This is a genomic window from Bacteroides cellulosilyticus DSM 14838 (assembly GCF_000158035.1).
In the GTDB taxonomy this organism is placed as follows: domain Bacteria; phylum Bacteroidota; class Bacteroidia; order Bacteroidales; family Bacteroidaceae; genus Bacteroides; species Bacteroides cellulosilyticus.
In genome coordinates this window covers 1,360,662-1,385,829 of sequence record NZ_EQ973490.1, presented here as the reverse complement: position 1 = coordinate 1,385,829, position 25,168 = coordinate 1,360,662, and the positions used below count along the sequence as shown (strand labels likewise).

Below are 25,168 nucleotides of genomic sequence, written 5' to 3'. Positions count from 1 at the left end.
TTAAATAAGAAACCCGTCATTGATATAAATTTATCAAGGACGGGCAACCTACACTATTTTAATTATATCGAGTTCACACTATTATAAGAATAATCTTACATATCATCTATATCCGGTTTATTGCCGACGGTATGAGTGCTTCTTGTCTTAGTACCACTGTCTATGCTATACATACTGTTCTTTTAGCATCTATATATCGGTGGCGTAGGATATATAGATGCTGCACGTCCGTCATATAGATGGGATGCGTAGGATATATAGATGGGACACGTAGGATATATAGATACTATCTTACTTAAACATCGGCTGTGCAAACCATCTCTTGAACATCCACGTCACCATCACATACAGTCCGAAAGCAGAAACAAATCCTACAATCGAATCAATCAAATAGTGCGCCTGAATGTACACCGTGGCACAACAAAGCAGTACATAGAAAGGAAACAGACAGGCAAATAACCTGCGGCTACCACGCCACGCCATAATCATCAGGATAGTGGAAATTCCCACATGCGAACTGGGGAAAGCAGCTGTAGGGCGTTCACCGATTTGCTGAGAACCCTCTACCAGGTTGTAAAAGAATCCATGATCGTATCCCGGTCCGGGCAGTAACTCCTGATTATGATTGAAGTAATCTCCAATGGAAGGAAACACACCCTGCGCCACATTATCATCGCCGATAGCCGGGAAATAGAACTGCGGACCTGCCACCGGAACAAAGATATAAATCAGATAATAGATAAAGAAAGAGGTGACCAGCACGAACGACAACTTCTCGAAAAGTTCAAAACGATAAATAAAATACCACACTACCACAATCAAAATCATCGGATAGTAGAAGAAATATCCCATATTGAACGGCTCACTTACCCACATATGCGGGAAACGGAGGCAGAACCATACCGCCGGCTGCCCGTTGAACATCCACTGCTCTACTGAAGCAAACACATGGTCCAGATTCGGAAATATCCGGTTAAACTCAAACGTATCGGGATACCAATAGGAAAGCAAGGACATCTGGATAGCAATACGCACAAAGGCGGAAAACTTACAGGGTGCCAGCCGGTAAAGATACATCAATAAAAACGTCATGCCCGCAATCATTGCGCGGTCAATCAACATCTGCACCGGATGATCCATTTCCTGAAAAAGAAACAAGATCAAAATCGAAGTCAACAAATTATATATAAGTGTTATCTTCTCAACTGCAAATAACCCCTTCCGGGTTTCTACCTTTTTAAATAAATCTAAAGCCATCCCTCGTTCTTATACCAGGCAATAGTCTCCCTTACACCTTGTTCCAGATTGTACTGAGGTGCAAATCCCAACTCTCTTACAGCCGGGCTGATGTCACATTGCCAATTGCGTTGTTTCATTATGTTATACTTATCAGAATTGAGAGTGCTGGGCTTCTTGCTACGCACCGCCCAGAATTCAGCGAGCAAAGATACAACTTTCAATATAATTAATGGGCATATCACCCGAATTACAAACGGATTACCCAATTCTTTTCGGATCAGGTCGGAAAAAGCGCGGCTACGATACACCTGTCCGTCTGCCAGGAAATAGGCGCGTCGGCATGCCTGTTTTTCAATACCAAGGAATACAGCTTGCACAATATCTTTCACATAAACAAATGTCAGATCCTGCCGGCGAAAGCCAACAGCAAAGTCCGTGTGCTGCTTGATGGACTTAGCCATCAGGTAATAATCTTTTTCACGCGGACCGTACACTCCCGTGGGGCGATAGATGACATAAGGAAAAGCGGGAATACTTTGCAAATAAAGCTCCGCTTTAAGTTTACTCAGCCCGTAAGCAGTATTGGGCATAGGGGAGTCTTCTTCCGTAATCGGCTGATAAGTTTTCTCATGAACAGGGCCAAACACGCTCAGCGTACTGATATAGATAAATTGCTTCGGTATCATATTCAGTTCACGAAGAGTATCGACAAAGTATTTCGTCTGCAAATAATTCACCCGGTCAAACTCCCGTTTGTCGGTACATTTGGTGACACCGGCACAATGGATGATATAATCGAACTTATTATATGTTCCCTTATGGCCGGAAAGCTGCGCACGCAATTCATTGGGGTGTGCAAAATCCAGTTCCAGAATGTGTATCTTACGGTTTCGCAGATATTCCCGGCTGCTGCTCGAACGGATGCCCGCCCACACGCCGAACTTCCGCTTCAACGCCTCTTCCACGATGAAACTTCCGATAAATCCACTGGCTCCTGTTATTAATATACTTTCCATTACTTCTTGGGTTCTACATGAATATTAATCAGCGTACCTTCGCCAAGCATTGTTTTTAATTTATGTTCAATAGCCGTAGCCGTAGTATGAGCTTCTTCCAACGTAATCCCCCCGTCCATGCGCACGTGTACCTCAATCGCACAATAACTACCGATACGCCTCGTACGGAGATGGTGCGGCTCACTAACTCCGGGAAAAGAGAGCAATGCTTGCTCAATATCTTTCTCCACTTCATCCGGCAAAGACTTTTCAAGCAACTCGTCAACACAAGGAATCAACAGTTGAATAGCTACCTTCATTATAAAGAAACTGACAATCACAGCAGCTATCGGATCGAGTACCCGCCAATGTTCGCCCAACAAGATTGCACCTCCAATACCTATAGCCGTTCCTATAGACGAAAAAGCGTCGCTCCGATGGTGCCAGGCATTGGCTACTACTGCCTGTGAATTCAAATTCTTCCCCTTAATAACTGTATATTGATATAATATCTCCTTCAGCAAAATAGAAATAAGAGCAGCTATCAGTGCCACCATTCCAGGTGCCTCCAGTTGTTCTCCTTTCATAAAAGCCCAAATAGAAAAAGCACCATTCCACAAAATGCCGAATCCCACCAGTAATAATAGAATTCCAATAATAGCGGTGGCTAACGTTTCATACTTCCCATGTCCATAATCATGATCTTTATCCTGAGGTTTATTGGAAATACGGACAAACACGAGAACAATGACATCCGTCACAAAATCAGATAAAGAATGAACCGCATCTGCCAACATAGCAGCACTATGGCCTAGAATACCTGCCACAAACTTAAAGGCAAGTAGCACAAAATTAACAATACTACCAACAATCGTTACTTTGTATATTTCCTTCTCCCGAGACAGAGAAGCAACTTCTACGCTCATTCTATACTGATTATTAAAATAATAATGGCGCAAAGATATAAAATAAAAGCCATTTTGTATTTCTTCATCATTATTTGTTTATTTGCATGGTTATTAATTGACTCCTCTAACTCCTTTACATCTTCTAACTCCTATGAATTATTCAGGCTAATTATATCTTTTTTGCCTACATCCCCATTCTTTTCAAGGCAGAAACAAAGCAAATTCGCAAAAAAATTGTTTTCTTTGTATCTATCATATGCAATCCATTCAATAATCAATATATTATGGCCAAAAACAAAGAAAAAAAAGCCGGCAAGCGAATGAAAAAGAAAGAACTCATTTCTGCCCTTATGGATTTTTTCCATTCGAAACCTGATGAGGTACTGTCCCTGAAATACATATTCGAACAACTCCACCTTACCACGCATCCTCTGAAGATGCTGTGTAAGGATATCCTAAGCGATATGCTACTGGATGATTACATCACCGAAGTGGAGAAAAGCAAATATAAACTGAACAATCATGGAGTGGAAATGACAGGCACTTTCCAGCGTAAAAGCAATGGAAAGAATTCCTTCATTCCCGAAGGTGGAGGTGACACGATATTCGTGGCCGAGCGTAATTCGGCACACGCCATGAACAATGATAAAGTACGCATTTCCTTCTACGCCAAACGCCGTGGCTGCGAAGCCGAAGGAGAAGTGATAGAAGTATTGGAACGTGCCAACGACACCTTTGTAGGCACACTGGAAGTAGGCAGTTCCTACGCCTTCCTGGTGACAGAAAACCGTACGCTTGCCAATGACATTTTCATCCCCAAAGAAAAGCTGAAAGGCGGAAAGACGGGAGACAAAGCCATCGTGAAAGTAATAGAATGGCCCGACAAGGCGAAAAACCCCATCGGGCAAGTTATCGACATCCTGGGCAAAGCGGGTGACAACACCACAGAGATGCACGCCATCCTTGCCGAATTCGGACTACCTTATGTCTACCCCTCTTCTGTAGAAAAAGCTGCGGACAAAATCCCCGCTGAAATATCCGATGAAGAAATTGCCAAACGCGAGGACTTCCGAAATGTGAGTACCTTCACCATCGATCCGAAGGATGCCAAAGACTTTGATGATGCTCTCTCCATCCGCAAACTGAAAGATGGCTTGTGGGAAGTAGGTGTACACATCGCAGACGTTACCCATTACGTAACCGAAGGCAGCATCATCGACAAGGAAGCCGAAAAACGCGCTACATCCGTGTATCTTGTAGACCGTACCATCCCGATGCTTCCCGAACGTCTTTGCAACTTCATCTGCTCCCTGCGTCCCGACGAAGAAAAGCTGGCGTACTCCGTTATCTTCAACATCAACGAAAAGGGAGATGTGAAAGACTCACGCGTAGTACATACAGTAATCAAGTCCGACCGCCGCTTTACTTACGAGGAAGCACAGCAAATAATTGAAACGAAAGAAGGAGACTTCAAAGAAGAAATCCTTATGCTGGATACCATTGCCAAGGCATTGCGTCAAAAGCGTTTCGTAGCCGGAGCCATCAACTTCGACCGTTACGAAGTGAAGTTTGAGATAGACGAAAAAGGGAAACCTATCAGCGTCTACTTCAAAGTTTCCAAAGATGCCAACAAGTTGGTGGAAGAATTCATGTTGCTTGCCAACCGCACCGTAGCAGAAAAAATCGGTCGCGTACCGAAAAACAAGAAGGCCAAGGTATTCCCTTACCGTATCCACGACCTTCCAGACCCGGAGAAACTGGATAACCTGGCACAATTCATCGCCCGCTTCGGCTACAAGATACGTACCGGTGGGACCAAGACAGATGTTTCCAAATCCATCAATCATCTGTTGGACGATATTCAGGGCAAGAAGGAAGAGAATCTTATTGAAACCGTATCCATCCGTGCCATGCAGAAAGCACGTTATTCCACGCACAACATTGGACATTATGGATTGGCATTCGAATACTATACACATTTCACCTCACCCATACGTCGTTTCCCGGACATGATGGTACACCGCTTGCTTACTAAATACCTGAATGGCGGGCGCAGTGTTTCCGAAACTAAATATGAAGACCTCTGCGACCACTCCAGCAATATGGAACAAATTGCAGCCAACGCTGAACGTGCTTCCATCAAATACAAGCAAGTAGAATTTATGACGGAGCGTCTGGGACAAGTGTTCGATGGTGTAATTTCCGGTGTTACGGAATGGGGACTGTACGTTGAACTGAACGAAAATAAATGCGAAGGCATGATACCTATCCGCGATCTTGGCGATGACTATTACGAGTTTGACGAGAAGAACTACTGTCTGCGCGGGCGCCGTAAGCATCGTACCTACAGTTTGGGCGATGCAATTACAATTAAGGTAGCACGAGCCAATCTGGAAAAGAAACAGTTGGACTTTGCGCTGGTAGAATAAAAGGCGCGGATTACGCGGAATACACGGATCAAGGATTATTGATTAATAAAAGAAATCCGTGTAATCCGCGTAATCCGTGCCTAAATTTTCGTTCTCCTATGCACCATAATTCTCCCTGTAAGCCGTGGGCGACATTCCTGTATGATGCTTGAAGTATCTCCCCAGATAGGATTGATCAGGGAAATTAAACTGATTAGCTATCTCCTGTATGGAAAGTGCTGTAGAGTGAAGTGTCACTTTAAGCTCAAGTATCACGTAATCGTCTATCCATTCTTTCGCTGTGCATCCCACCGTTTGTTGAATCGTCTTACTCAGATGCCGCGTAGTGACACAAAGCTTATCCGCATAATAATCCACCGAACGCTGTTCCCTGAACGACTCTATCACTAACGCAATAAAGCGGTCCTTCAACCGCCAACGCAAATGATTCGGCTTCGTTTGCCGGTAAAGACGCTCCGACTGATTACAGATCTCATAAAACAGCATCCGACAACAGTAAATCACCAGCTCACGTTGATATATATTATCACTTTCCACAGATTTCTGTTGCAGAAGTTTAAGATAATGATTGCATATCCCATCCCACTCTTCGTCTCGGAATGAACTATAATTATGCTCACGCATGAAGGATACCTTATCCGAAGGCAACGAATAGAAAATCTCATGTCGGAACTGAGCGGAAAAAGCAAAAACAGCCAGTTCAAGGTCATCTGTAGCATCTTTATAAAACGTAATCTGTTCGGGGAAAACAAGTATTACACTTCCGGCAGCTAAAGCATACTTCTGCTGGTTAATGTAAAGCTGTACCCCTCCTTGCAGACAAAACAGCAATTCCCCTCTCTCCATCCGATAAGGATAAGAAAACAAATCGGATTTCTTCCGGGTATGAAACAGGTATTCCTCACTCATAAAGTTCTATTTTTGAAGTACAAATATAGTCTTAAAGGAGCTTATGAACAAAATAATCCCACTTTTTGAACAATTCGCTTCGATTTTTGAACCGTGAGACAGGCAATAGAAGCCGTAACTTTGCAGCGGTTAATAATTTTGGTTATTTGCTCATCAAAGATTGGATATATACGGTATAGGAATGAATAAGACTCACCACAGATTACACAGATTCACACAGATTTATCAATCTAATAATCAGTAAAATAGAATCTGTGTCAATCTGTGTAATCTGTGGTAAATTAATTCATAACCATACAGTGATGAACTCAAGAAAAAAAGATTGTAATATGGCAAAAAGAGAATTAACAGCCCGGTATCTGTTTTTCATTGCGGGCTTATTTGTAAATGCGTTTGGTATTAGTTTAATTATTAAAGCAAATCTGGGCTCCTCACCTATATCGAGCCTTCCTTACACACTGAGTTTAAATTTTCCCGTCACACTGGGACAGTTCACGCTTCTGCTGAATGCCGCGCTGATAGCCGGACAAATATGGCTTCTGAAAAGGGACTTCAGAAAAGAGCAGTTTCTACAAATTCCCGTAGCAATACTCTTCAGTTTCTTCATAGATTGCTCGATGGCATTATTGGGAGGATTCACTCCTGCAGGCTATGCCTCGCAGATTCTATCACTGATAGCTGGCTGTGCGATACTTGGCCTGGGAGTAAGTATGGAGGTAATTGCCAATGTAGTGATGCTATCCGGAGAAGCCTTTGTGAAAGCCATCACTTTGCGTACGGGAAAAGAATTCGGAATTACCAAGATCGGCTTTGATACTACACTGGCACTCCTTGCCTGTGCAGCTTCCCTGATGATAGCAGGAAGCATAGAAGGTGTACGCGAAGGTACAATCATTGCCGCATTGATCGTAGGACTTTTCGCACGCTTCTTCAACAGACGACTGGGGTTTGTCAATAAAATGATTACCTTTGCACCGAATAAAACACCCATTCAGCCCTATGAAGACAATTGCAATCACCGAACTGACAGAAATTGAAGCAATCATTCGCAAATGTCCTTACTGCACGGTGGGCATCACCGATCTGGAAGGCAACCCTTACGTAGTCCCCATGAACTTTGCTTACCGGGACGGAATTATCTATCTGCACTCCGGTCCCGAAGGCAGCAAAGTAACGATGGCAGAAAAACATCCTCATGTCTGCATCACCTTCTGCGAAGGACACGAGTTGGTGTATATGCACCGGCAGGTGGCATGCAGTTACAGCATGAAGTCGCGCAGCGTGATATGCCACGGAAACGTCCGTTTCATCGAAGATATGGATGAAAAAAGAGAGGCACTTGATATAATCATGCAGCAATATACAAGCGATGAATTTAAATACAGTGAACCTGCCGTGCGCAACGTAAAGGTTTGGGAAGTAAAAATAGACAAAATGACTTGCAGATCCTTCGGACTGCGACCCAGCGAGGTCACCTCAGAGTAGTTACAAACCCATTTCAGGATGGCTACACCCTTTCCCCCGGATAGCTACACCCTTTACTGCAAATAGCTACACCCTTTACTGCAAATAGCTACACCCTTTACTGCAAATAGCTACACCCTTTTGGTGAAAGGGTGTAGCCCTAATATTCTACAGCGGGTATTCATCAAATGCATATAGCAACGTTGAAAGATACCGTTCGCCTGTATCCGGCAATAATGCAACAATAGTTTTCCCCTCATTCTCCGGAAGAAGTGCCAGACGAGTGGCTGCACTGACTGCCGCCCCGGAAGATATACCTACCAGCAGGCCTTCTTTCTGCGCCAACTCGCGTCCTGTACGGATAGCATCGTCATTTGTTACCTGCAATATTTCATCCACTACTGCCGGATTGTAGTTCTTGGGAACAAAACCGGCACCGATACCTTGTATCTTATGTGCTCCCGGAGCACCTCCTGAAAGTACAGGAGAGTCGGTCGGCTCTACCGCTACCACCTTTACAGCCGGATTATGTTTTTTCAGGGCGGCGCCTACTCCACTTACCGTTCCGCCAGTCCCTACACCAGCAACAAAAATATCAACATGACCTTCCGTATCCCGCCAGATCTCCTGTCCTGTAGTACGTTCGTGCATGGCAGGATTTGCGGGGTTGTCAAACTGCTGAAGAATCACCGCACCGGGTGTAGCCGCTTTCAGTTCTTCAGCACGGGCAATAGCCCCTTTCATACCATTGGCACCGGGCGTAAGCACCAATTCGGCACCCAAGGCTTTCAGTAAGTTGCGACGCTCAACGCTCATGGTATCAGGCATGGTGAGAATCAACTTATAACCTTTTGAAGCGGCCACAAATGCAAGTCCTATTCCGGTGTTTCCACTGGTAGGTTCTATGATTGTCGCTCCGGGTTTCAGCAAACCGGAAGTCTCGGCATCTTCAATCATTGCCAGTGCCACGCGATCTTTCACGCTTCCGGCAGGATTAAATGACTCCAGTTTCACGATCAGACGGGCTTTCAGCCCTTTTGATTTATTGTAATTACTCAGCTCCATCAGGGGAGTGTTGCCCACCAGATCCGTGAGCTGTTTTGCTATCTTTTTCATAACATATTGGGTTTTAATTTATACTCTTCTTTCTAAATGACAAAGATAGAGGGTTAACGGTTCATAGGAAATACCATATTTGTGGGATTTTCATACTATAAATGAGGGATTTTCGCTGAGAATAGTTACCTTTGTACCCACCTTATTATAAAAAGGATATCCCAATGAGTCCATTGAACTTTACTCACATTTTGACACAGGCAGTCGATGAACTATCGGAAAGCTCATCTTACAAAGGACTGTTTCATCAGCACACGGACGGCACTCCATTGCCTTCGGCTAGGGCACTGCAAGATATTGTAGAGCTATCGCGTGCCATCCTCTTCCCCGGTTATTTTGGTAATTCCACAGTCAACAGCCGCACCATCAAATATCACATCGGCGTAAACATTGAACGCTTGTTCGACTTGCTGACCGGTCAGGTACTTGCAGGGCTTTGCTTCACCGGAAACGGAGAATGTACCTGCTGCACTGAACTTCAGCGTGAAGAAGCGGCACTGATTGCCGCTAAATTCATCAGCAATTTGCCGGGAATGCGCCGTGTGCTGGCCACTGATGTGGCAGCCGCCTACAATGGAGATCCGGCAGCACACAGTTTCGGAGAAGTAATCAGTTGTTATCCCGCCATACGTGCCATCAGCAATTACCGCATTGCGCATGAGTTACTGAAACTCGGTGTGCCCCTTATTCCGCGTATCATCACTGAAATGGCCCACAGCGAAACAGGAATCGATATTCATCCGGGTGCCGCCATCGGCAGCCACTTCACCATAGACCACGGAACGGGTGTGGTAATCGGGGAGACGTGCGTCATCGGAAATAACGTGAAGTTGTATCAAGGCGTAACTCTGGGTGCCAAGAGCTTTCCATTGGATGCGGACGGTAAACCGATCAAGGGTATCCCACGCCACCCGATACTGGAAGACAATGTAATCGTCTATTCCAATGCCACCATTTTAGGACGTATCACTATCGGACAGGGTGCCACGGTAGGTGGTAATATCTGGGTGACGGAAGACGTTCCGGCCGGAGCAAGAATTGTACAGACTAAAGCCAAAAAGTAACCGGCAGTCAGCAAGCAAGCGCCCCGGTTGAGGGACACAAGCGTTCCGGCTGAGCAACACAAGTGTTTCGGAAGAGAGACACAAGTGTTACATCCGAGAAGTACAAGTGTTCCGTAAAAGGGATATTAAGAGAATAGTAATCATCAATAGAAACAATAGATACAGAAGAAGTTACAGCAGCTTCAACCGTAAAATTGTAAATCGTAAAATCAATAATAAACAGATGGAATCCTTTCAAATGATTGCCAAGACCTTTCAAGGTCTGGAAGAAGTATTAGCACAAGAACTGACTGCATTAGGGGCAAACGACATAGAAATAGGCCGACGCATGGTGTCTTTCAGTGGAGACAAGGAAATGATGTACAAGGCAAACTTCTGCTTGCGCACAGCAATCCGTATCCTGAAACCGATCAAGAACTTCACTGCCAAAAATGCTGATGAAGTCTATGAACAAATCAAAGCTATCAGCTGGGAAAACATCCTGGATGTGGAGAAAACATTTGCTGTAGATGCCGTTGTGTTCAGCGAAGAATTCCGTCACTCTAAGTTTGTATCTTATAAAGTAAAAGATGCCATTGTAGATTATTTCCGCGAGAAATTCAACAAACGTCCGTCCGTACGAATCAACCGCCCGGATGTACTGCTGAATATACACATTGCACAAACCACGTGTACGCTTTCACTCGACTCATCGGGTGAGTCACTACACCGCCGCGGTTATCGCCAGGAAGCGGTAGAGGCTCCGTTGAACGAAGTACTGGCTGCCGGAATGATCCTCATGACGGGCTGGAAAGGCGAATGTGATTTGATTGATCCGATGTGTGGTTCGGGTACCATCCCCATTGAGGCGGCACTGATTGCACGTAACATTGCTCCGGGAGTATTCCGTAAGGAATTTGCTTTTGAGAAGTGGAATGATTTCGACCAGGATTTATTCGATACGATTTACAACGACGACAGTCAGGAATGTGAGTTTACACATAAGATATACGGATACGACAATAATCCGCAGGCTAACGAAATAGCAACGCACAACATCAAGGCAGCAGGTGTATCGAAAGACATTGTCTTGAAGTTGCAGCCCTTCCAGCAGTTTGAACAGCCGGCGGAAAAGTCCATGATTATCACCAATCCGCCTTATGGGGAACGTATTTCTACCAATAATCTGCTGGGACTGTACCAGATGATAGGCGAGCGTCTGAAACACGCTTTCACCGGAAACACGGCATGGGTGCTCTCTTATCGTGAAGAGTGCTTCGACCAGATAGGACTGAAACCGACTGCCAAAATACCTCTGTTCAACGGTGCACTGGAATGTGAATTCCGTAAATACGAGATTTTCGACGGTAAATACAAGGAATTCAAGAAACAGGAAGGCGAAAGTGAAGAGGGAGAAGACTCTAAAGAATCAGGCTTCAAACCGAAAGAAGGACGGGAGTTCAGACCAAGAGAATCACGTGAATTCAGACCGAGAGAACCCCGCAAACCAGGAGAATTCAGATCCAGAGATGACAAGCCAAGGGAATTCAGACCAAGAGACAGTAAACCCCGGGAGTTTGGTTCGAGAGAAGACAGGCCCAGAGGGGAATTCAAGCCAAGGGAATTCCGCAAGGATGGAGACAGGGAAAGAAAACCGTTTGACAGAGAACGTCGTCCGGGAGGAAACGGGGAGTTCAAGCCGAAAAGGGAGTTTAAACCAAGAAAGCGGGAAGAGGGAGAGTAAGTTGCTGAAAGACAGTTTGAGGTGCCAAATTGTCACCTCAAACAAAGGAGGTGTTAGATACTCTGCCTTTGCCAAGCTGAGTGCCGCCGTACAAGTGAAAAGTACACCAATGGGCAGAATAGAAGTGAAAGGTTTTAGAAAAGAGAATGACTAACAAAAGACTATGAACATGAAGATAATCAGTAAATGGATGGGAGTGATATTATTGGCATCATCCGCTCTCTTCACAACGAACGTTATGGCACAAGATTTAAAGAAACCGACGCTGGAAGACCTGATCCCCGGCGGAGAAACCTATCGCTTTGCAAAAAGCCTGTACGGACTGCAATGGTGGGGAGACACGTGCATCAAGCCCGAAATAGACTCTTTGTTTGCAGTGAACCCTAAAACAGGAAAGGAAACCCTACTCCTGACGCGTGAGAGAATCAACCAGGCACTGGAACAGGAAAAACTGGGTAAACTGAGTCATTTATATCAGGTGAGCCTGCCTTGGGCTGAAAAGACTCAGTTGCTTATCACTCTGCCCGGTAATTATATCGTTTACGACTGGAAAGCGGATAAGATCATCAGCAAACAAGCCTTGCCAGAAAAGGCAGCCAATGAGGATTATAATACCGTAAGCGGCCATATTGCTTACACTCTGAATAATAATCTTTATGTTAACGATCGCGCCGTAACCAACGAACCGGAAGGGATCGTATGCGGACAAAGCGTACACCGTAACGAGTTCGGCATCAGCAAAGGAACTTACTGGAGTCCGAAAGGTGACTTGCTCGCCTTCTACCGCATGGATGAAAGCATGGTAACACAATATCCGTTAGTGGACATCACCGCACGGGTGGGCGAATTGAACAATGTACGTTACCCGATGGCAGGTATGACGAGCCACAAAGTAACTGTAGGCATCTACAATCCCGAAACGCAGAAGACAATTTATCTGAATGCAGGTGATCCTACCGACCGTTACTTCACCAATATAAGTTGGGCACTGGATGCCAAAAGCCTTTATCTCATAGAGCTGAACCGTGATCAGAACCATGCCAAGCTATGCCAGTACAGCGTAGAAACAGGCGAACTGATAGGAACTCTTTTTGAAGAGACACATCCCAAATACGTAGAACCCCAGCACCCCATCGTATTCCTGCCGTGGGACAACAGCAAGTTTATCTACCAAAGCCAACGCGACGGCTTCAACCACCTGTACCTCTATGGCACAGACGGTAAGCTGGTCAAGCAACTGACTTCCGGCAACTGGCTTGTGCAAGATGTACTTGGCTTCAACAGTGGAAAGAAAGAAATCATCATAGCTTCCACGGAATATTCCCCGTTGCAAAGCAACCTCTTCAAAGTAAGCATAGCAACAGGCAAACGTAGCCCGCTAGGCACACCGGAAGGTATACACCACGGCACACTGAGTGCAAGCGGCAGTTACCTCATAGATACCTATTCCAGCCCTGAAGTGCCACGCAGCATCAACCTTATCGCCACACAAACCGGGAAAAGCATCAATCTGCTGACAGCAGAAGATCCATTCAAGGACTTCACCATGCCGAGCATCGAAGTAGGCACCATCAAAGCTGCCGACGGTATGACTGATCTTTACTATCGTCTCATAAAACCTGCGGACTTTGATCCGAATAAGAAATACCCCACCATTGTCTATGTATACGGTGGACCGCACGCCCAAATGGTCACCGGCGGTTGGCAGAACGGTGCACGTGGCTGGGATATCTACATGGCCAACAAAGGTTACATCATGTTCAGCCTCGACAACCGTGGAAGTGACAACCGCGGACTGGAATTTGAAAATGCTACTTTCCGACATCTTGGCATTGAAGAAGGAAAAGACCAAGTGAAAGGTGTGGAATTCCTGAAAAGTCTGCCTTATGTAGATGGCAACCGCATCGGTGTGCACGGCTGGAGTTTCGGTGGTCACATGACTACGGCATTGCTGCTCCGCTATCCCGAGATATTCAAGGTAGGCGTTGCAGGTGGTCCGGTCATCGACTGGGGATATTATGAAATCATGTACGGAGAACGCTATATGGATACCCCACAGAGTAATCCGGAAGGGTACAAAGAGTGCAACCTGAAAAACCTTGCCGGCAATCTGAAAGGACATCTGCTATTGATCCATGATGATCATGACGATACTTGTGTACCTCAACATACACTTTCGTTCATAAAGGCTTGTGTGGATGCACGCACATATCCGGACCTGTTTATCTATCCCACACATAAGCACAATGTCAGGGGACGTGACCGGGTACATCTACATGAAAAGATAACCCGTTATTTTGAAGAACATCTTTGATGTACAATTTACCATTTACAATGTACAATTTAGTGCATGAGTAAAATGGTAAAGCACAGAAGAAGAGAAAGAAATGTAAATTGTTAATTGTACTTTAATTGTACTTTGTAAATTGTAAATTGTAAATGAAACCATGAAAGTATTATTATTAGGAAGTGGTGGCCGCGAGCATGCCCTGGCATGGAAAATAGCCCAAAGCCCGAAAGTAGAGAAACTTTTTATCGCCCCCGGTAATGCCGGCACCAGTGCGGTAGGTGAGAACGTATCCATCAAGGCAACCGATTTCCCTGCCTTGAAAGCCTTCGCTTTAGAACAAAAGATAGACATGATCGTGGTAGGTCCCGAAGATCCGCTGGTAGAAGGTATCTACGACAGCTTTACCGGAGATGCCTCCACCCAACATATTGCCATCATCGGCCCTACAGCTAAAGGTGCGCAACTGGAAGGCAGCAAAGAGTTCGCCAAAGGCTTCATGGAACGTCACGGTATTCCCACCGCCCGTTACAAAAGCATCACTGCTGCTAATCTGGACGAAGGCCTTGCTTTTCTCGAAACCCTCGAAGCTCCCTACGTGCTGAAAGCCGACGGTCTATGCGCCGGAAAAGGTGTGCTCATTCTCCCTACACTGGAAGAAGCCAAGCGGGAACTGGAAGAAATGCTCGGCGGTATGTTTGGCCAGGCCAGCGCCACAGTTGTTATCGAAGAATTCCTCAGCGGTATAGAGTGCTCCGTATTTGTGCTGACAGACAGTAAGAACTATAAGGTTTTGCCTGTTGCCAAAGATTACAAACGCATCGGTGAAGGCGATAAAGGCCTGAATACCGGTGGCATGGGAAGTGTAACTCCTGTCCCCTTTGCCGACGAGGTATTCATGGAAAAGGTACGTACCCGCATCATCGAACCTACCATCCGCGGATTACAGGAAGAAAACATCCTTTACAAAGGCTTCATCTTCCTCGGCCTGATCCGTGTGAAAGGTGAACCAATGGTGATAGAATACAACGTCCGTATGGGCGATCCGGAAACAGAAAGCGTCATGTTGCGTATACAAAGCGACTTTGTAGAACTTCTGGAAGGTGTACGCGATGTCAACCTCGACACCAAGACATTGGTGATGGACCCACGGACAGCCGCCTGTGTCATGCTTGTCAGCGGTGGATATCCCGAAGCTTACGAAAAGGGCAAAGTGATGACCGGGTTTGAAGCAGCGGTAGCCACGGACAGCATCCTCTTCCATGCCGGAACCGCAATGAAAGACGGACAAGTGGTAACGAACGGCGGACGCGTGATTGCCGTATGTTCGTATGGTGAAACCAAGGAGGAAGCCCTTGCCAAAAGTTATAAAGTAGCGGATATGATCCACTTCGACAAGAAGTATTTCCGCCGCGACATCGGGTTCGATCTCTAATCACCCCATCACCTTTATTATAATGATACGAAGTAAACGATTACAGAACCGGATTACAGCGGGGCGCTTCACCCTCCCCGCTGCTGTCTTTCTATCACTGTTCTGCTGGGTACTGACTTCCATCTTATTACCCGAGATTCCAGTGATGAAAAGCAATTACCCATTGTGGGAAACCATCTACAACGATTGGATTCCGACATGGGCAAGTGCGCCCCTAAGCTTTCTGCTTTACGGTATAATCGGCTACTTCCTGATAGAGCTGAACAACACCTTCGCCATTATCCGTATGCGGGCATCCGTGCAGACAGCCATTTACTTTCTGCTGATATCTGTCTGCCCTGCCATGCACCAATTATATGCCGGAGACATTGCCTCGACAGCATTTCTGATATCTTTGTTCTTCCTGTTCAAGGGCTATCAACATCCACATCCGGCGGGCATCCTATTCTACTCGTTCCTGTTTATCGGGGCGGGCAGTCTGTTCTTCCCGCAACTGACATTGTTCATTCCCATTTTCTGGATCGGTGCATACAGTTTCCAGGCACTCACTCCTAAGAGCTTTTTCGGAGGTCTGATCGGCTGGACGCTCCCCTATTGGTTCCTGTTTGGACATGCCTACTTCTATGGTGAAATAGAATTATTCTATCAGCCATTCATCGAACTGGTGACGTTCCATCCCATTACTTTATGGAACTTCCCATTATGGGAAATCGCTACATTGGGCTATTTGTTCCTGTTGTTCATAGTAAGCTCCGTTCACTGCCTGGTGGCAGGTTACGAAGATAAGATACGTACCCGCAGTTATCTGCATTTCCTTATTTTCCTGACGTTCTGCATCTTCGTCTATATCCTGTTGCAACCGGCACAAACGTTTCACCTCCTGCCCTTGCTGCTGATAGGCGTCAGCATCCTGACAGGACATTTCGTGGTACTGACGAACAGTCGGGCTTCTAATGTGTTTTTCATTTGTGCCCTTGCCGGGCTTATACTCTTATTCGGATTTAACGTATGGATGCTTTTGTAGACTCATTGGTTCAACTCCTGATAGACTGGGGCTATCTCGGTTTATTTATCTCCGCCTTACTGGCAGGAAGCATCGTTCCGTTCAGTTCGGAACTGGTGATGATAGCACTGATAAAGGTAGGGCTCAGTCCGGTGATGTGTGTACTCTTCGCCACGTTGGGTAATACGATTGGCGGTATGACGTGCTACTACATGGGGCGTCTGGGTAACGTAGTCTGGATAGAGAAATATTTCAAAGTAAAAAAAGAAAAAGTAGACAAGATGCAGACTTTCCTTCAAGGTAAAGGAGCATTGATGGGCTTTTTCGCATTCCTGCCCTTCGTGGGCGAAGTAATTGCCATTGCACTGGGTTTCATGCGCAGCAATGTATGGCTGACTACTTCGTCCATGTTTGCCGGAAAGCTGATACGGTATGCCGTGATGCTGCTGGCATTGCAGGGAGTAATATCTATGTTTTAAGTTATGAAACGAATTATAGAACGTACGGAAGATGGAAGCGCAACGCTCTTTGTGCCCGAACTGGATGAACATTATCATTCGGTGAAAGGGGCGCGTACAGAGTCGCAGCATATCTTTATCAACATGGGTCTGAAAGCCTCTGCCGCACCGCAACCGCACGTTCTTGAGATAGGCTTCGGCACCGGACTGAATGCCTTGCTCACACTGGAAGCTGCCGAACAGGATGCGCGTCCCGTACATTATACCGGTATCGAGCTCTATCCCCTTGCCTGGGAAGAAGTCGATGCACTAGGATATAGCAATAACCCGCTGTTCAAGCAGCTGCACACCGCCCCGTGGGAAGAAGACGTAAAAATATCCCCGCACTTCACCCTGCGGAAGATAAAGATGGATGCGATTAGTGATAAGTGGTTATCACTAAATCCTGATCTCGTTTACTTCGATGCTTTCGCCCCTGAAAAGCAACCAGAAATGTGGAACGAGCAATTATTTCGCTCTCTTTACGTTTATATGAATACAGGGGGAATATTGACGACGTATTGCGCCAAAGGTGTCATCCGCCGTATGTTGCAAGCTGTGGGCTTCCGTGTGGAGCGCCTTCCGGGACCTCCGGGGGGAAAACGGGAGATACTGAGGGCAACGAAAGAGAAACCATAAAGAGTAATCAATTATAAAAACCATAAATATAATAATGAAACGAACATTCCTGTACATCCTCGCTGCCTTGCTTGCCGCATCCTGCAAGAACAGCAGCGTCCAAAATAATAAGAGTGAAGGCGATAAGCCCGTCATCACTGTCACTATTGAGCCATTACGCTATTTCACCGAAGCCATTGCAGGCGATAACTTCAACGTTATCAGCATGGTTCCCAAAGGAAGTAGCCCGGAAACCTACGACCCTACCCCCCAGCAACTCGTAGATCTTGCCAAGAGCAAAGCCTACTTCCGGATCGGCTACATCGGTTTTGAACAAACCTGGATGGACAAGCTGACGGATAACGCTCCGCACCTGCAATTCTTCGATACTTCCCGCGGCATCGACCTGATTTATGATTCCTCACACGCCCACCATCATCACGATGCCGATGAACCTCACGCCCACGATTCCATCCAAGACGATGAGCATCAGCATCTTTTGGGTGTGGAACCACACGTTTGGAGTTCTGCCTATAATGCACAGATTATTGCCGGAAATATCGTAAATGCACTGTGCGCCATCGACAAAGGCAATGAAGAAGTCTATATGGAGCGTTACAAAAGTCTCTGCAACCAGATTGAACATACCGATAGCCTTATTTGTCACATGCTGTCGGCTCCCAATGCGGACCGTGCTTTCATGATTTATCATCCGGCATTATCTTACTTTGCCCGCGACTACGGTCTGCATCAGATTTCCATCGAAGAAAATGGTAAAGAGCCTTCTCCCTCCCACCTCAAGAATCTGATAGACACTTGTAAAAAGGAGAAAGTCCGTGTTATCTTCGTACAACCTGAATTTGACCGTCGCAATGCGGAGATCATTGCCAAACAGACGGGAACGAAGGTAATCCCTATCAATCCGCTTTCTTACGATTGGGAAGAAGAAATGTTGAACATTGCCAAGGAATTGGTCGTTAAGAACTAAAGACATCGTCAAGCAGTAAACAAATGGGTACGCCTCTTATTGAAATAAAGAATCTCAGTGCCGGCTATGACAGCCGCACGGTATTACGCAACGTAAACCTCACCGTTTACGACCGGGACTTTTTGGGCATCATCGGCCCTAATGGCGGCGGAAAAACAACTCTCATCAAATGTATACTCGGTCTGTTGAAACCTACTGGAGGAGAGATCTTATATAGAGTTGCAACAACTTCCGGCAATAGCTCGGCCCCTCATGATAACAGCGCAACCAACTCTCAATTCTCAACTCTCAACTCTCAACTCTCCATGGGATATCTGCCACAATACAACAGTATAGATCGTAAGTTTCCCATTACAGTGGAAGAAGTAATCCTTTCCGGACTCAGCTCGCAAAAGTCACTTATTTCACGCTTCACCGCAGCACATCGGGAGAAAGCCCACCAAGTGATTGCCCGCATGGGATTGGAAGGATTGGAAGAACGTGCCATCGGCGCACTAAGCGGCGGACAATTGCAACGTGCTTTGCTGGGGCGTGCCATCATCTCCGATCCTCAACTCGTTGTCCTAGACGAACCCAGTACCTATATCGACAAGCGTTTCGAAGCCCGCCTTTACGAACTATTGGCAGAGATTAACCACGACTGCGCCATCATTCTTGTCAGCCATGACATCGGCACAGTACTGCAACAAGTGAAGTCCATCGCCTGTGTGAATGAAACACTGGACTATCATCCCGACACGGGGATAAGTGAGGAATGGTTGGAACGGAACTTCAACTGTCCGATAGAGTTATTAGGGCACGGAGCACTGCCCCATCGCATATTGGCAGAGCATAAACATGGCGACGAATGTGGATGCTGTAATTGCGAACATTAAACATCAAAGCTATAATATTTGAAACTTTTCTCTACAAAAAATCAATGTATATCTTTTAACCTATCCTAATAAATATGCCTTACCTCCACGCATTTAGCAGTTAAATCACTATATTTGCGGCCGTATATACAAAAATACAGAGCTATAACTTAAAAACATAACGAATTCTTTCCGAATGAAACAGTACAGAACCGTAAACAACCTTGTGGGTTGGATTACTTTCCTCATTGCAGCTACGGTCTATTGCATGACTATTGAGCCGACTGCAAGTTTTTGGGACTGCCCGGAGTTCATCACTACCGGCTACAAACTGGAAGTAGGACACCCGCCCGGAGCACCTTTCTTCATGCTGGTAGCCAACCTGTTCTCACAATTTGCCTCCGACCCGAGCACCGTTGCCAAAATGGTAAACTATATGAGTGCACTGATGAGTGGCGCTTGTATCCTGTTCCTGTTCTGGAGCATCACGCACCTGGTGCGCAAACTTGTTGTTACAGATGAGAATAATATTACCCGCGGACAACTGATTACCATCATGGGTAGCGGTCTGGTAGGCGCACTGGCATATACATTCAGTGACACCTTCTGGTTCAGTGCCGTCGAAGGTGAAGTTTACGCATTCTCTTCTCTTTTCACAGCCGTTGTATTCTGGCTGATACTGAAATGGGAGGATGTGGCGAACGAACCTCACAGCGACCGCTGGCTTATCCTCATCGCTTACCTGACGGGACTTAGTATCGGCGTACACTTGCTGAACTTGCTCTGCTTGCCTGCCATCGTACTGGTTTACTACTACAAGAAAGTGCCCAACGCAAATGCCAAAGGTTCATTACTGGCATTGCTCGCTTCGGGCATTCTGGTTGCCGCCGTACTTTATGGCATGGTACCGGGTATTGTAAAAGTAGGAGGCTGGTTCGAACTGTTCTTCGTGAATACACTGGGAATGTCCTTCAACAGCGGTGTAATGGTTTACATCATTGTATTGGCAGCTTCCATCATCTGGGGAGTATACGAAAGCTACACGGAAAAGAACAAGATGCGCATGTCCGTCTCCTTCGTACTGACAATTGCCTTGTTAGGTATTCCCTTCTACGGACACGGAACGAGCGCTGTTATTATAGGTATTATTGTTATCGCCTTCCTGTTCTTCTACCTCAGCCCGAAGATGCAGGCAAGTATGAAAGAGAAATATCGTGTTTCTGCGCGTACGCTCAACACCTCGCTGTTGTGTACCATGATGATTGTCATCGGATATTCTTCCTACGCCATTATCGTGATCCGCTCTACAGCCAACACCCCCATGGATCAGAACTCACCCGAAGACATCTTCACGCTGGGTGAATATCTGGGCCGTGAACAATACGGAACCCGCCCGTTATTCTACGGACAGGCATTCTCTTCCAAAGTAGCCCTCGATGTAAAAGATGGCTATTGCGAACCGCGTATCTCGTACAACGGAACCAAATTTATCCGCAAGGAAAAAGCCACTCCCGATGAAAAGGACAGCTATATTGAAATCCCCGGACGTATCGAATACGAATACGCGCAGAATATGCTTTTCCCGCGTATGTACAGCAGTCAGCACGCCAGGGAATATCAAGCCTGGGTGGACATTAAGGGCGAAGACGTTCCCTATGACCAGTGCGGACAAATGGTGATGGTGAACATGCCCACACAATGGGAAAACATCAAGTTCTTCTTCACCTACCAGCTCAACTGGATGTACTGGCGCTACTTCATGTGGAACTTCGCCGGACGCCAGAACGACCTGCAAGGCAGCGGAGAAATAGAACATGGTAACTGGATCACAGGCATCCCGTTCATTGACAACTTCCTGGTGGGCGACCAGAGTCTGTTGCCGCAGGAACTGCAAAACAATAAGGGACACAACGTCTTCTACTGCCTGCCTTTATTGCTCGGTATCATCGGCCTTTTATGGCAGGCATACCGCGGACAGAAGGGTATTCAACAGTTCTGGGTAGTGTTCTTCCTGTTCTTCATGACGGGTATCGCCATTGTGCTCTACCTGAATCAGACACCGAGCCAGCCGCGTGAACGCGACTATGCATACGCCGGATCATTCTACGCCTTTGCCATTTGGATAGGTATGGGTGTGGCAGGTATTATCCGCCTGTTGCAACACTACGCCAAGATGAAGGAACTTCCGGCCGCAACACTGGCATCCGTTGTCTGCCTGTTCGTGCCCATACAGATGGCAAGCCAGACGTGGGACGACCACGACCGCAGCGACCGCTATCTGGCACGCGACTTCGGCCAGAACTATCTGATGTCTCTGCAAGAAACCGGCAATCCAATTATCTTCACCAACGGTGATAACGATACATTCCCCTTGTGGTACAATCAGGAAACAGAAGGATTCCGCACGGATGCACGTACTTGTAACCTCAGTTACTTACAGACAGATTGGTATATCGACCAGATGAAGCGTCCTGCCTACGATTCTCCGTCATTACCCATCACTTGGGACCGTATGGATTACGTGGAAGGAACCAATGAATACATTCCTGTACAGGCCGATTACAAGAAGAGCATCGACGCCCTCTATGCCGAAGCTGAAAAGCAGGCACTGAACGGTAACCCGGAAGCTCTGGTGAATGTGAAGAAAGAGTTCGGTGAAAACCCGTACGAATTGCAGAACATCCTGAAATATTGGGTACGAAGTAAAAATGAAGATCTCAAAGTAATTCCTACGGACAGCATTGTACTGAAGGTGGATAAGGAAGCTGTACGCCGTAGCGGCATGATGATACCGGGCGACAGTATCCCCGATTACATGCACATCTCACTGAAAGGCAAACGCGCCCTTTATAAGAGCGAACTGATGATGCTTGAAATGCTGGCAGAAGCCAATTGGGAACGTCCTATCTACATGGCAGTCAGCGTAGGTACGGAAAACCACCTCGGCATGGGTAATCACTTCATACAGGAAGGCCTAACCTATCGCTTCACTCCGTTCGATACCGACAAGACAGGCGTCAAACTGGATAGCGAAAAGATGTATGACAACCTGATGAACAAGTTCAAGTTCGGTGGCATCGACAAGGAAGGTATCTATATTGATGAAAACGCCATGCGTATGTGCTATTCTCACCGACGTATCTTCTCACAACTCGTAGGTCAGTTGATACGTGAAGGCAAGAATGACAAGGCCAAGAAAGCATTGGACTACGCAGAGAAGATGATTCCTGCCTACAATGTGCCGTACGACTGGCAGAACGGTGCCGTACAAATGGCAGAAGCATACTATCAACTGGGCGAAACGGAAAAAGCCGACAGCATTATGAAGGCACTCGCCGACAAGGCCGTGGAATACCTCACTTGGTATCTGAGCCTGGATGAACAACGTTTTGCTATGTCTAGCCGTGAAATCATCGACTATCAGCTGCCTATCCTCAGTTCAGAAGTGAAGCTTATGCAGAAGTATAATTCCGAACTGGCTCCGATATATGACAGCAAGTTGAACGAATTGTATCAGATGTGCGTTGACCGTATGAAATAAGAAATAGTGATTAGCGGTTAGTGATAAGTGATTAACGGCTGTGCCGTAACATCGCGCACTAACCGCTAATCACTTATCACTAACCGCTAACTACTAATCACTTATCACTAATCGTTAATCACTAATAACCGTGTTTATAGAACAGCCTCCCGAGTTTGTCCGAAAGCTATATCCCGGTGCCATTTGGCGAATGGATCCGAACGAGAAATCCGTCTACCTGACTTTTGATGATGGTCCCATCCCCGAAGTAACCCCATGGGTACTTGAACTATTGGATAAACATGACATCAAAGCCACCTTCTTCATGGTGGGAGACAATATACGCAAGCATCCCGATGTATTCCAAATGGTAGTAGATGGCGGTCACCGCATCGGAAACCATACATTCAATCATATCCGCGGATTCGAATATCTGTCCGACAATTATCTTGCCAATACGGACAAGGCGAATGAACTGATGAAAACAGATCTCTTCCGTCCACCGCACGGTCACATGCGCTGGGGACAGTATTTCACCTTGAAACGGCATTATAAGATAGTGATGTGGGATTTGGTTACGCGTGACTACAGTAAGAAATTGCGCGGTCCGCAAGTACTTGCCAATGTGATGAGATATGCACGGAACGGGTCTATTATCACTTTCCACGACTCGCTGAAGTCCTGGAATAACGGCAACCTGCAATATGCACTGCCGCGGGCATTGGATTTTCTGGAAGAGGAAGGATACGAGTTTAAATTGCTATAAGGTTTCACCACAGAATAACACAGAGTCCCACTGAGTTCATTTCAAATTGATTGAACTCAGTGGGACTCTACTATTTCAAGACGAGATTTATTTAATTGTCACCGTCAACGGATTACGTACCTTCTGAGCATAGTTTGCCATGTATTCATTCCATGCTTCCGGAGTTTTGATGTCAGCCTTGTCCCAGGCAGCACCCCAGTAGTAAACATACTCTGAACCCGGTTCATAATCGCTGATAGCCAATACATGGCCATCGGCACCACCACGCAGTTCATTCTTTTCCTTTTCAGGGAAGAGCAACGATTTTGCCTCTTTCACTGTAGTCGGGAAAGCAGCACCTACGAATATCTTACCGTTATTATTATTCACATTGTCCGTAGGGTCCACATAAGTGATATAGCCGGCAGCAGCATCAGCTACAACAGCACCATCCGGTTCGTGCAACACGATACCTGTAGCCACGGGAGTAGTCTCTTTCAGGTTATCAAAAGAAACCGCAGTCTTGTTCAAGTGAGAGCCTGCATCCAGCGTGATAACACGTGTTTCAATCACGGTTGAGTCACCCTTGATAGTCAGCGGATTGTAAACCAGCTTCACAGTGAAACGCAACGGACCGTTATCCAGAATATCCTGTGTAGCGTAGCAATACGGATAAACGATTTCACCGTCGGGCATCAAAGCAGCAGTACCGCCACCCAGCGTAGGACCTACTTTATAGCAGTCCAGACCGTTTCCGTGGTCTACGTGATAAGATACCGATTGATACAATTCCTGTGCAGCTTTCGGATCAGTTTTCTTCAATTCAGCGATCTTTGCTTTAGTCTCCGGATTCAACTCACCTGCATAACGGGCTTCTACAACCGGTTCGGTGGTATTGTACTTCGTCCAAACATCATAACCGAAAGCACGTTCGCCAGTCTTTTGCAAAGCAGGACCATACGCACGGAAAGCAACCAGATCATTTTCCCAGGCTACATCATCCACACGTTCAGGATAATATCTACCGCAAGCCTTTACTGCAAAAGCTTCAGGCGTGCCTGCCTGAATGGTATAAACAGCCGTACCGTTAGCAGCTACGCTTGCAGGGAAAATCACTTTTTCATCATAAGTAATCTGATAGGGGACTTGTTGTCCGTCAGCATTCAGAACCACAATCTGTGCTGTGTCAGCCAGTTTCAGTTGGTTGGCGATGTCGCTCATAGCCACCTCAACCATTTCATTGGAACGCTCCATTGCCAAAGGATTGCTTACCGTTACGGTAACTACATCCTTAGTGTTGGTGCAGGCAAAACATACGAATGCTGTTGCCAGTAAAAGGAATAACTTTTTCATATTGCTTAATCAATTGATAAT

The 25,168-nt window shown here is 46.2% G+C and carries 20 protein-coding genes; 14 read left to right on the top strand and 6 right to left on the bottom strand.

Annotated features, from left to right (window positions below; translation table 11 throughout):
• Window positions 1-291: 291 nt before the first annotated feature.
• From BACCELL_RS09690 to BACCELL_RS09680, 3 genes are read right to left on the bottom strand one after another with little or no spacing between them, the layout of a single operon-like run.
• Window positions 292-1,257: a phosphatase PAP2 family protein gene (locus BACCELL_RS09690; RefSeq protein ID WP_007211564.1), complete on the bottom strand. Its 966-nt coding sequence runs from the start codon at window positions 1,255-1,257 to the stop codon at window positions 292-294.
• Window positions 1,248-2,255, bottom strand: coding sequence for an NAD-dependent epimerase/dehydratase family protein (locus BACCELL_RS09685; RefSeq protein ID WP_007211563.1), 1,008 nt, complete (start codon window positions 2,253-2,255; stop codon window positions 1,248-1,250). The genes BACCELL_RS09690 and BACCELL_RS09685 overlap by 10 nt, the downstream gene beginning before the upstream one ends.
• Window positions 2,255-3,160, bottom strand: coding sequence for a cation diffusion facilitator family transporter (locus BACCELL_RS09680; protein WP_007211562.1), 906 nt, complete (start codon window positions 3,158-3,160; stop codon window positions 2,255-2,257). Before BACCELL_RS09680 ends, BACCELL_RS09685 begins: the two co-directional genes overlap by 1 nt.
• Window positions 3,161-3,426: 266 nt before the next feature.
• On the opposite strand from BACCELL_RS09680, the gene rnr reads away from it, so the two are divergent.
• The gene (gene rnr, locus BACCELL_RS09675; protein WP_007211560.1) at window positions 3,427-5,571 is read left to right on the top strand and encodes a ribonuclease R; all 2,145 of its coding nucleotides are present in this window, start codon (window positions 3,427-3,429) and stop codon (window positions 5,569-5,571) included.
• A 96-nt stretch (window positions 5,572-5,667) separates the two neighbouring features.
• On the opposite strand, the gene BACCELL_RS09670 is transcribed toward rnr, so the two are convergent.
• A complete protein-coding gene (locus tag BACCELL_RS09670; protein WP_007211559.1) occupies window positions 5,668-6,480 on the bottom strand; it encodes an AraC family transcriptional regulator in 813 nt (270 codons plus the stop codon).
• A 329-nt stretch (window positions 6,481-6,809) separates the two neighbouring features.
• Between BACCELL_RS09670 and BACCELL_RS09665 the strand changes: the two genes are divergently transcribed.
• Window positions 6,810-7,517: a YczE/YyaS/YitT family protein gene (locus tag BACCELL_RS09665; protein ID WP_007219113.1), complete on the top strand. Its 708-nt coding sequence runs from the start codon at window positions 6,810-6,812 to the stop codon at window positions 7,515-7,517.
• Entirely contained in the window at window positions 7,480-7,965 is a 486-nt protein-coding gene (locus BACCELL_RS09660; RefSeq protein WP_007211557.1) for a pyridoxamine 5'-phosphate oxidase family protein, read from the top strand. The genes BACCELL_RS09665 and BACCELL_RS09660 overlap by 38 nt, the downstream gene beginning before the upstream one ends.
• A 147-nt stretch (window positions 7,966-8,112) precedes the next feature.
• On the opposite strand, the gene cysK is transcribed toward BACCELL_RS09660, so the two are convergent.
• Window positions 8,113-9,060, bottom strand: coding sequence for a cysteine synthase A (gene cysK / locus BACCELL_RS09655; RefSeq protein WP_007211556.1), 948 nt, complete (start codon window positions 9,058-9,060; stop codon window positions 8,113-8,115).
• A 164-nt stretch (window positions 9,061-9,224) separates the two neighbouring features.
• On the opposite strand from cysK, the gene epsC reads away from it, so the two are divergent.
• The 11 genes from epsC to BACCELL_RS09600 all read left to right on the top strand — a co-directional run bounded on the left by epsC (window position 9,225) and on the right by BACCELL_RS09600 (window position 23,815).
• Entirely contained in the window at window positions 9,225-10,124 is a 900-nt protein-coding gene (epsC, locus tag BACCELL_RS09650) for a serine O-acetyltransferase EpsC (protein ID WP_007211555.1), read from the top strand.
• Window positions 10,125-10,347: 223 nt separating this feature from the next.
• Complete coding sequence (locus BACCELL_RS09645; RefSeq protein WP_007211553.1) at window positions 10,348-11,847, top strand: THUMP domain-containing class I SAM-dependent RNA methyltransferase; 1,500 nt, start codon at window positions 10,348-10,350, stop codon at window positions 11,845-11,847.
• Window positions 11,848-12,016: 169 nt separating this feature from the next.
• On the top strand, window positions 12,017-14,161 hold the full coding sequence (locus BACCELL_RS09640; protein WP_149949420.1) for a S9 family peptidase: 2,145 nt from the start codon (window positions 12,017-12,019) through the stop codon (window positions 14,159-14,161).
• A gap of 133 nt (window positions 14,162-14,294) precedes the next feature.
• Window positions 14,295-15,569, top strand: coding sequence for a phosphoribosylamine--glycine ligase (gene purD / locus BACCELL_RS09635; protein ID WP_007211549.1), 1,275 nt, complete (start codon window positions 14,295-14,297; stop codon window positions 15,567-15,569).
• Between the two features lie 22 nt (window positions 15,570-15,591).
• Window positions 15,592-16,593 carry a hypothetical protein gene (locus BACCELL_RS09630; RefSeq protein WP_007211548.1) on the top strand — a complete coding sequence of 334 codons (1,002 nt, stop codon included), beginning with the start codon at window positions 15,592-15,594 and terminating at the stop codon, window positions 16,591-16,593.
• Window positions 16,578-17,051: a YqaA family protein gene (locus BACCELL_RS09625; protein ID WP_007211547.1), complete on the top strand. Its 474-nt coding sequence runs from the start codon at window positions 16,578-16,580 to the stop codon at window positions 17,049-17,051. The genes BACCELL_RS09630 and BACCELL_RS09625 overlap by 16 nt, the downstream gene beginning before the upstream one ends.
• Window positions 17,052-17,054: 3 nt before the next feature.
• Window positions 17,055-17,708: a tRNA (5-methylaminomethyl-2-thiouridine)(34)-methyltransferase MnmC2 gene (gene mnmC2, locus BACCELL_RS09620; protein ID WP_007211546.1), complete on the top strand. Its 654-nt coding sequence runs from the start codon at window positions 17,055-17,057 to the stop codon at window positions 17,706-17,708.
• 34 nt (window positions 17,709-17,742) lie between these two features.
• On the top strand, window positions 17,743-18,675 hold the full coding sequence (locus tag BACCELL_RS09615) for a metal ABC transporter solute-binding protein, Zn/Mn family (protein WP_007211545.1): 933 nt from the start codon (window positions 17,743-17,745) through the stop codon (window positions 18,673-18,675).
• Between the two features lie 23 nt (window positions 18,676-18,698).
• Window positions 18,699-19,550, top strand: coding sequence for a metal ABC transporter ATP-binding protein (locus BACCELL_RS09610; RefSeq protein ID WP_007211544.1), 852 nt, complete (start codon window positions 18,699-18,701; stop codon window positions 19,548-19,550).
• Window positions 19,551-19,725: 175 nt separating this feature from the next.
• Window positions 19,726-23,070: a glycosyltransferase family 117 protein gene (locus tag BACCELL_RS09605; RefSeq protein WP_007211543.1), complete on the top strand. Its 3,345-nt coding sequence runs from the start codon at window positions 19,726-19,728 to the stop codon at window positions 23,068-23,070.
• Between the two features lie 130 nt (window positions 23,071-23,200).
• Entirely contained in the window at window positions 23,201-23,815 is a 615-nt protein-coding gene (locus tag BACCELL_RS09600; RefSeq protein WP_007211542.1) for a polysaccharide deacetylase family protein, read from the top strand.
• Between the two features lie 87 nt (window positions 23,816-23,902).
• Here BACCELL_RS09600 and BACCELL_RS09595 read toward each other — a convergent pair whose 3' ends face one another.
• Window positions 23,903-25,147, bottom strand: coding sequence for a DUF4861 domain-containing protein (locus BACCELL_RS09595; protein ID WP_007211541.1), 1,245 nt, complete (start codon window positions 25,145-25,147; stop codon window positions 23,903-23,905).
• Between the last annotated feature and the right edge of the window lie 21 nt (window positions 25,148-25,168).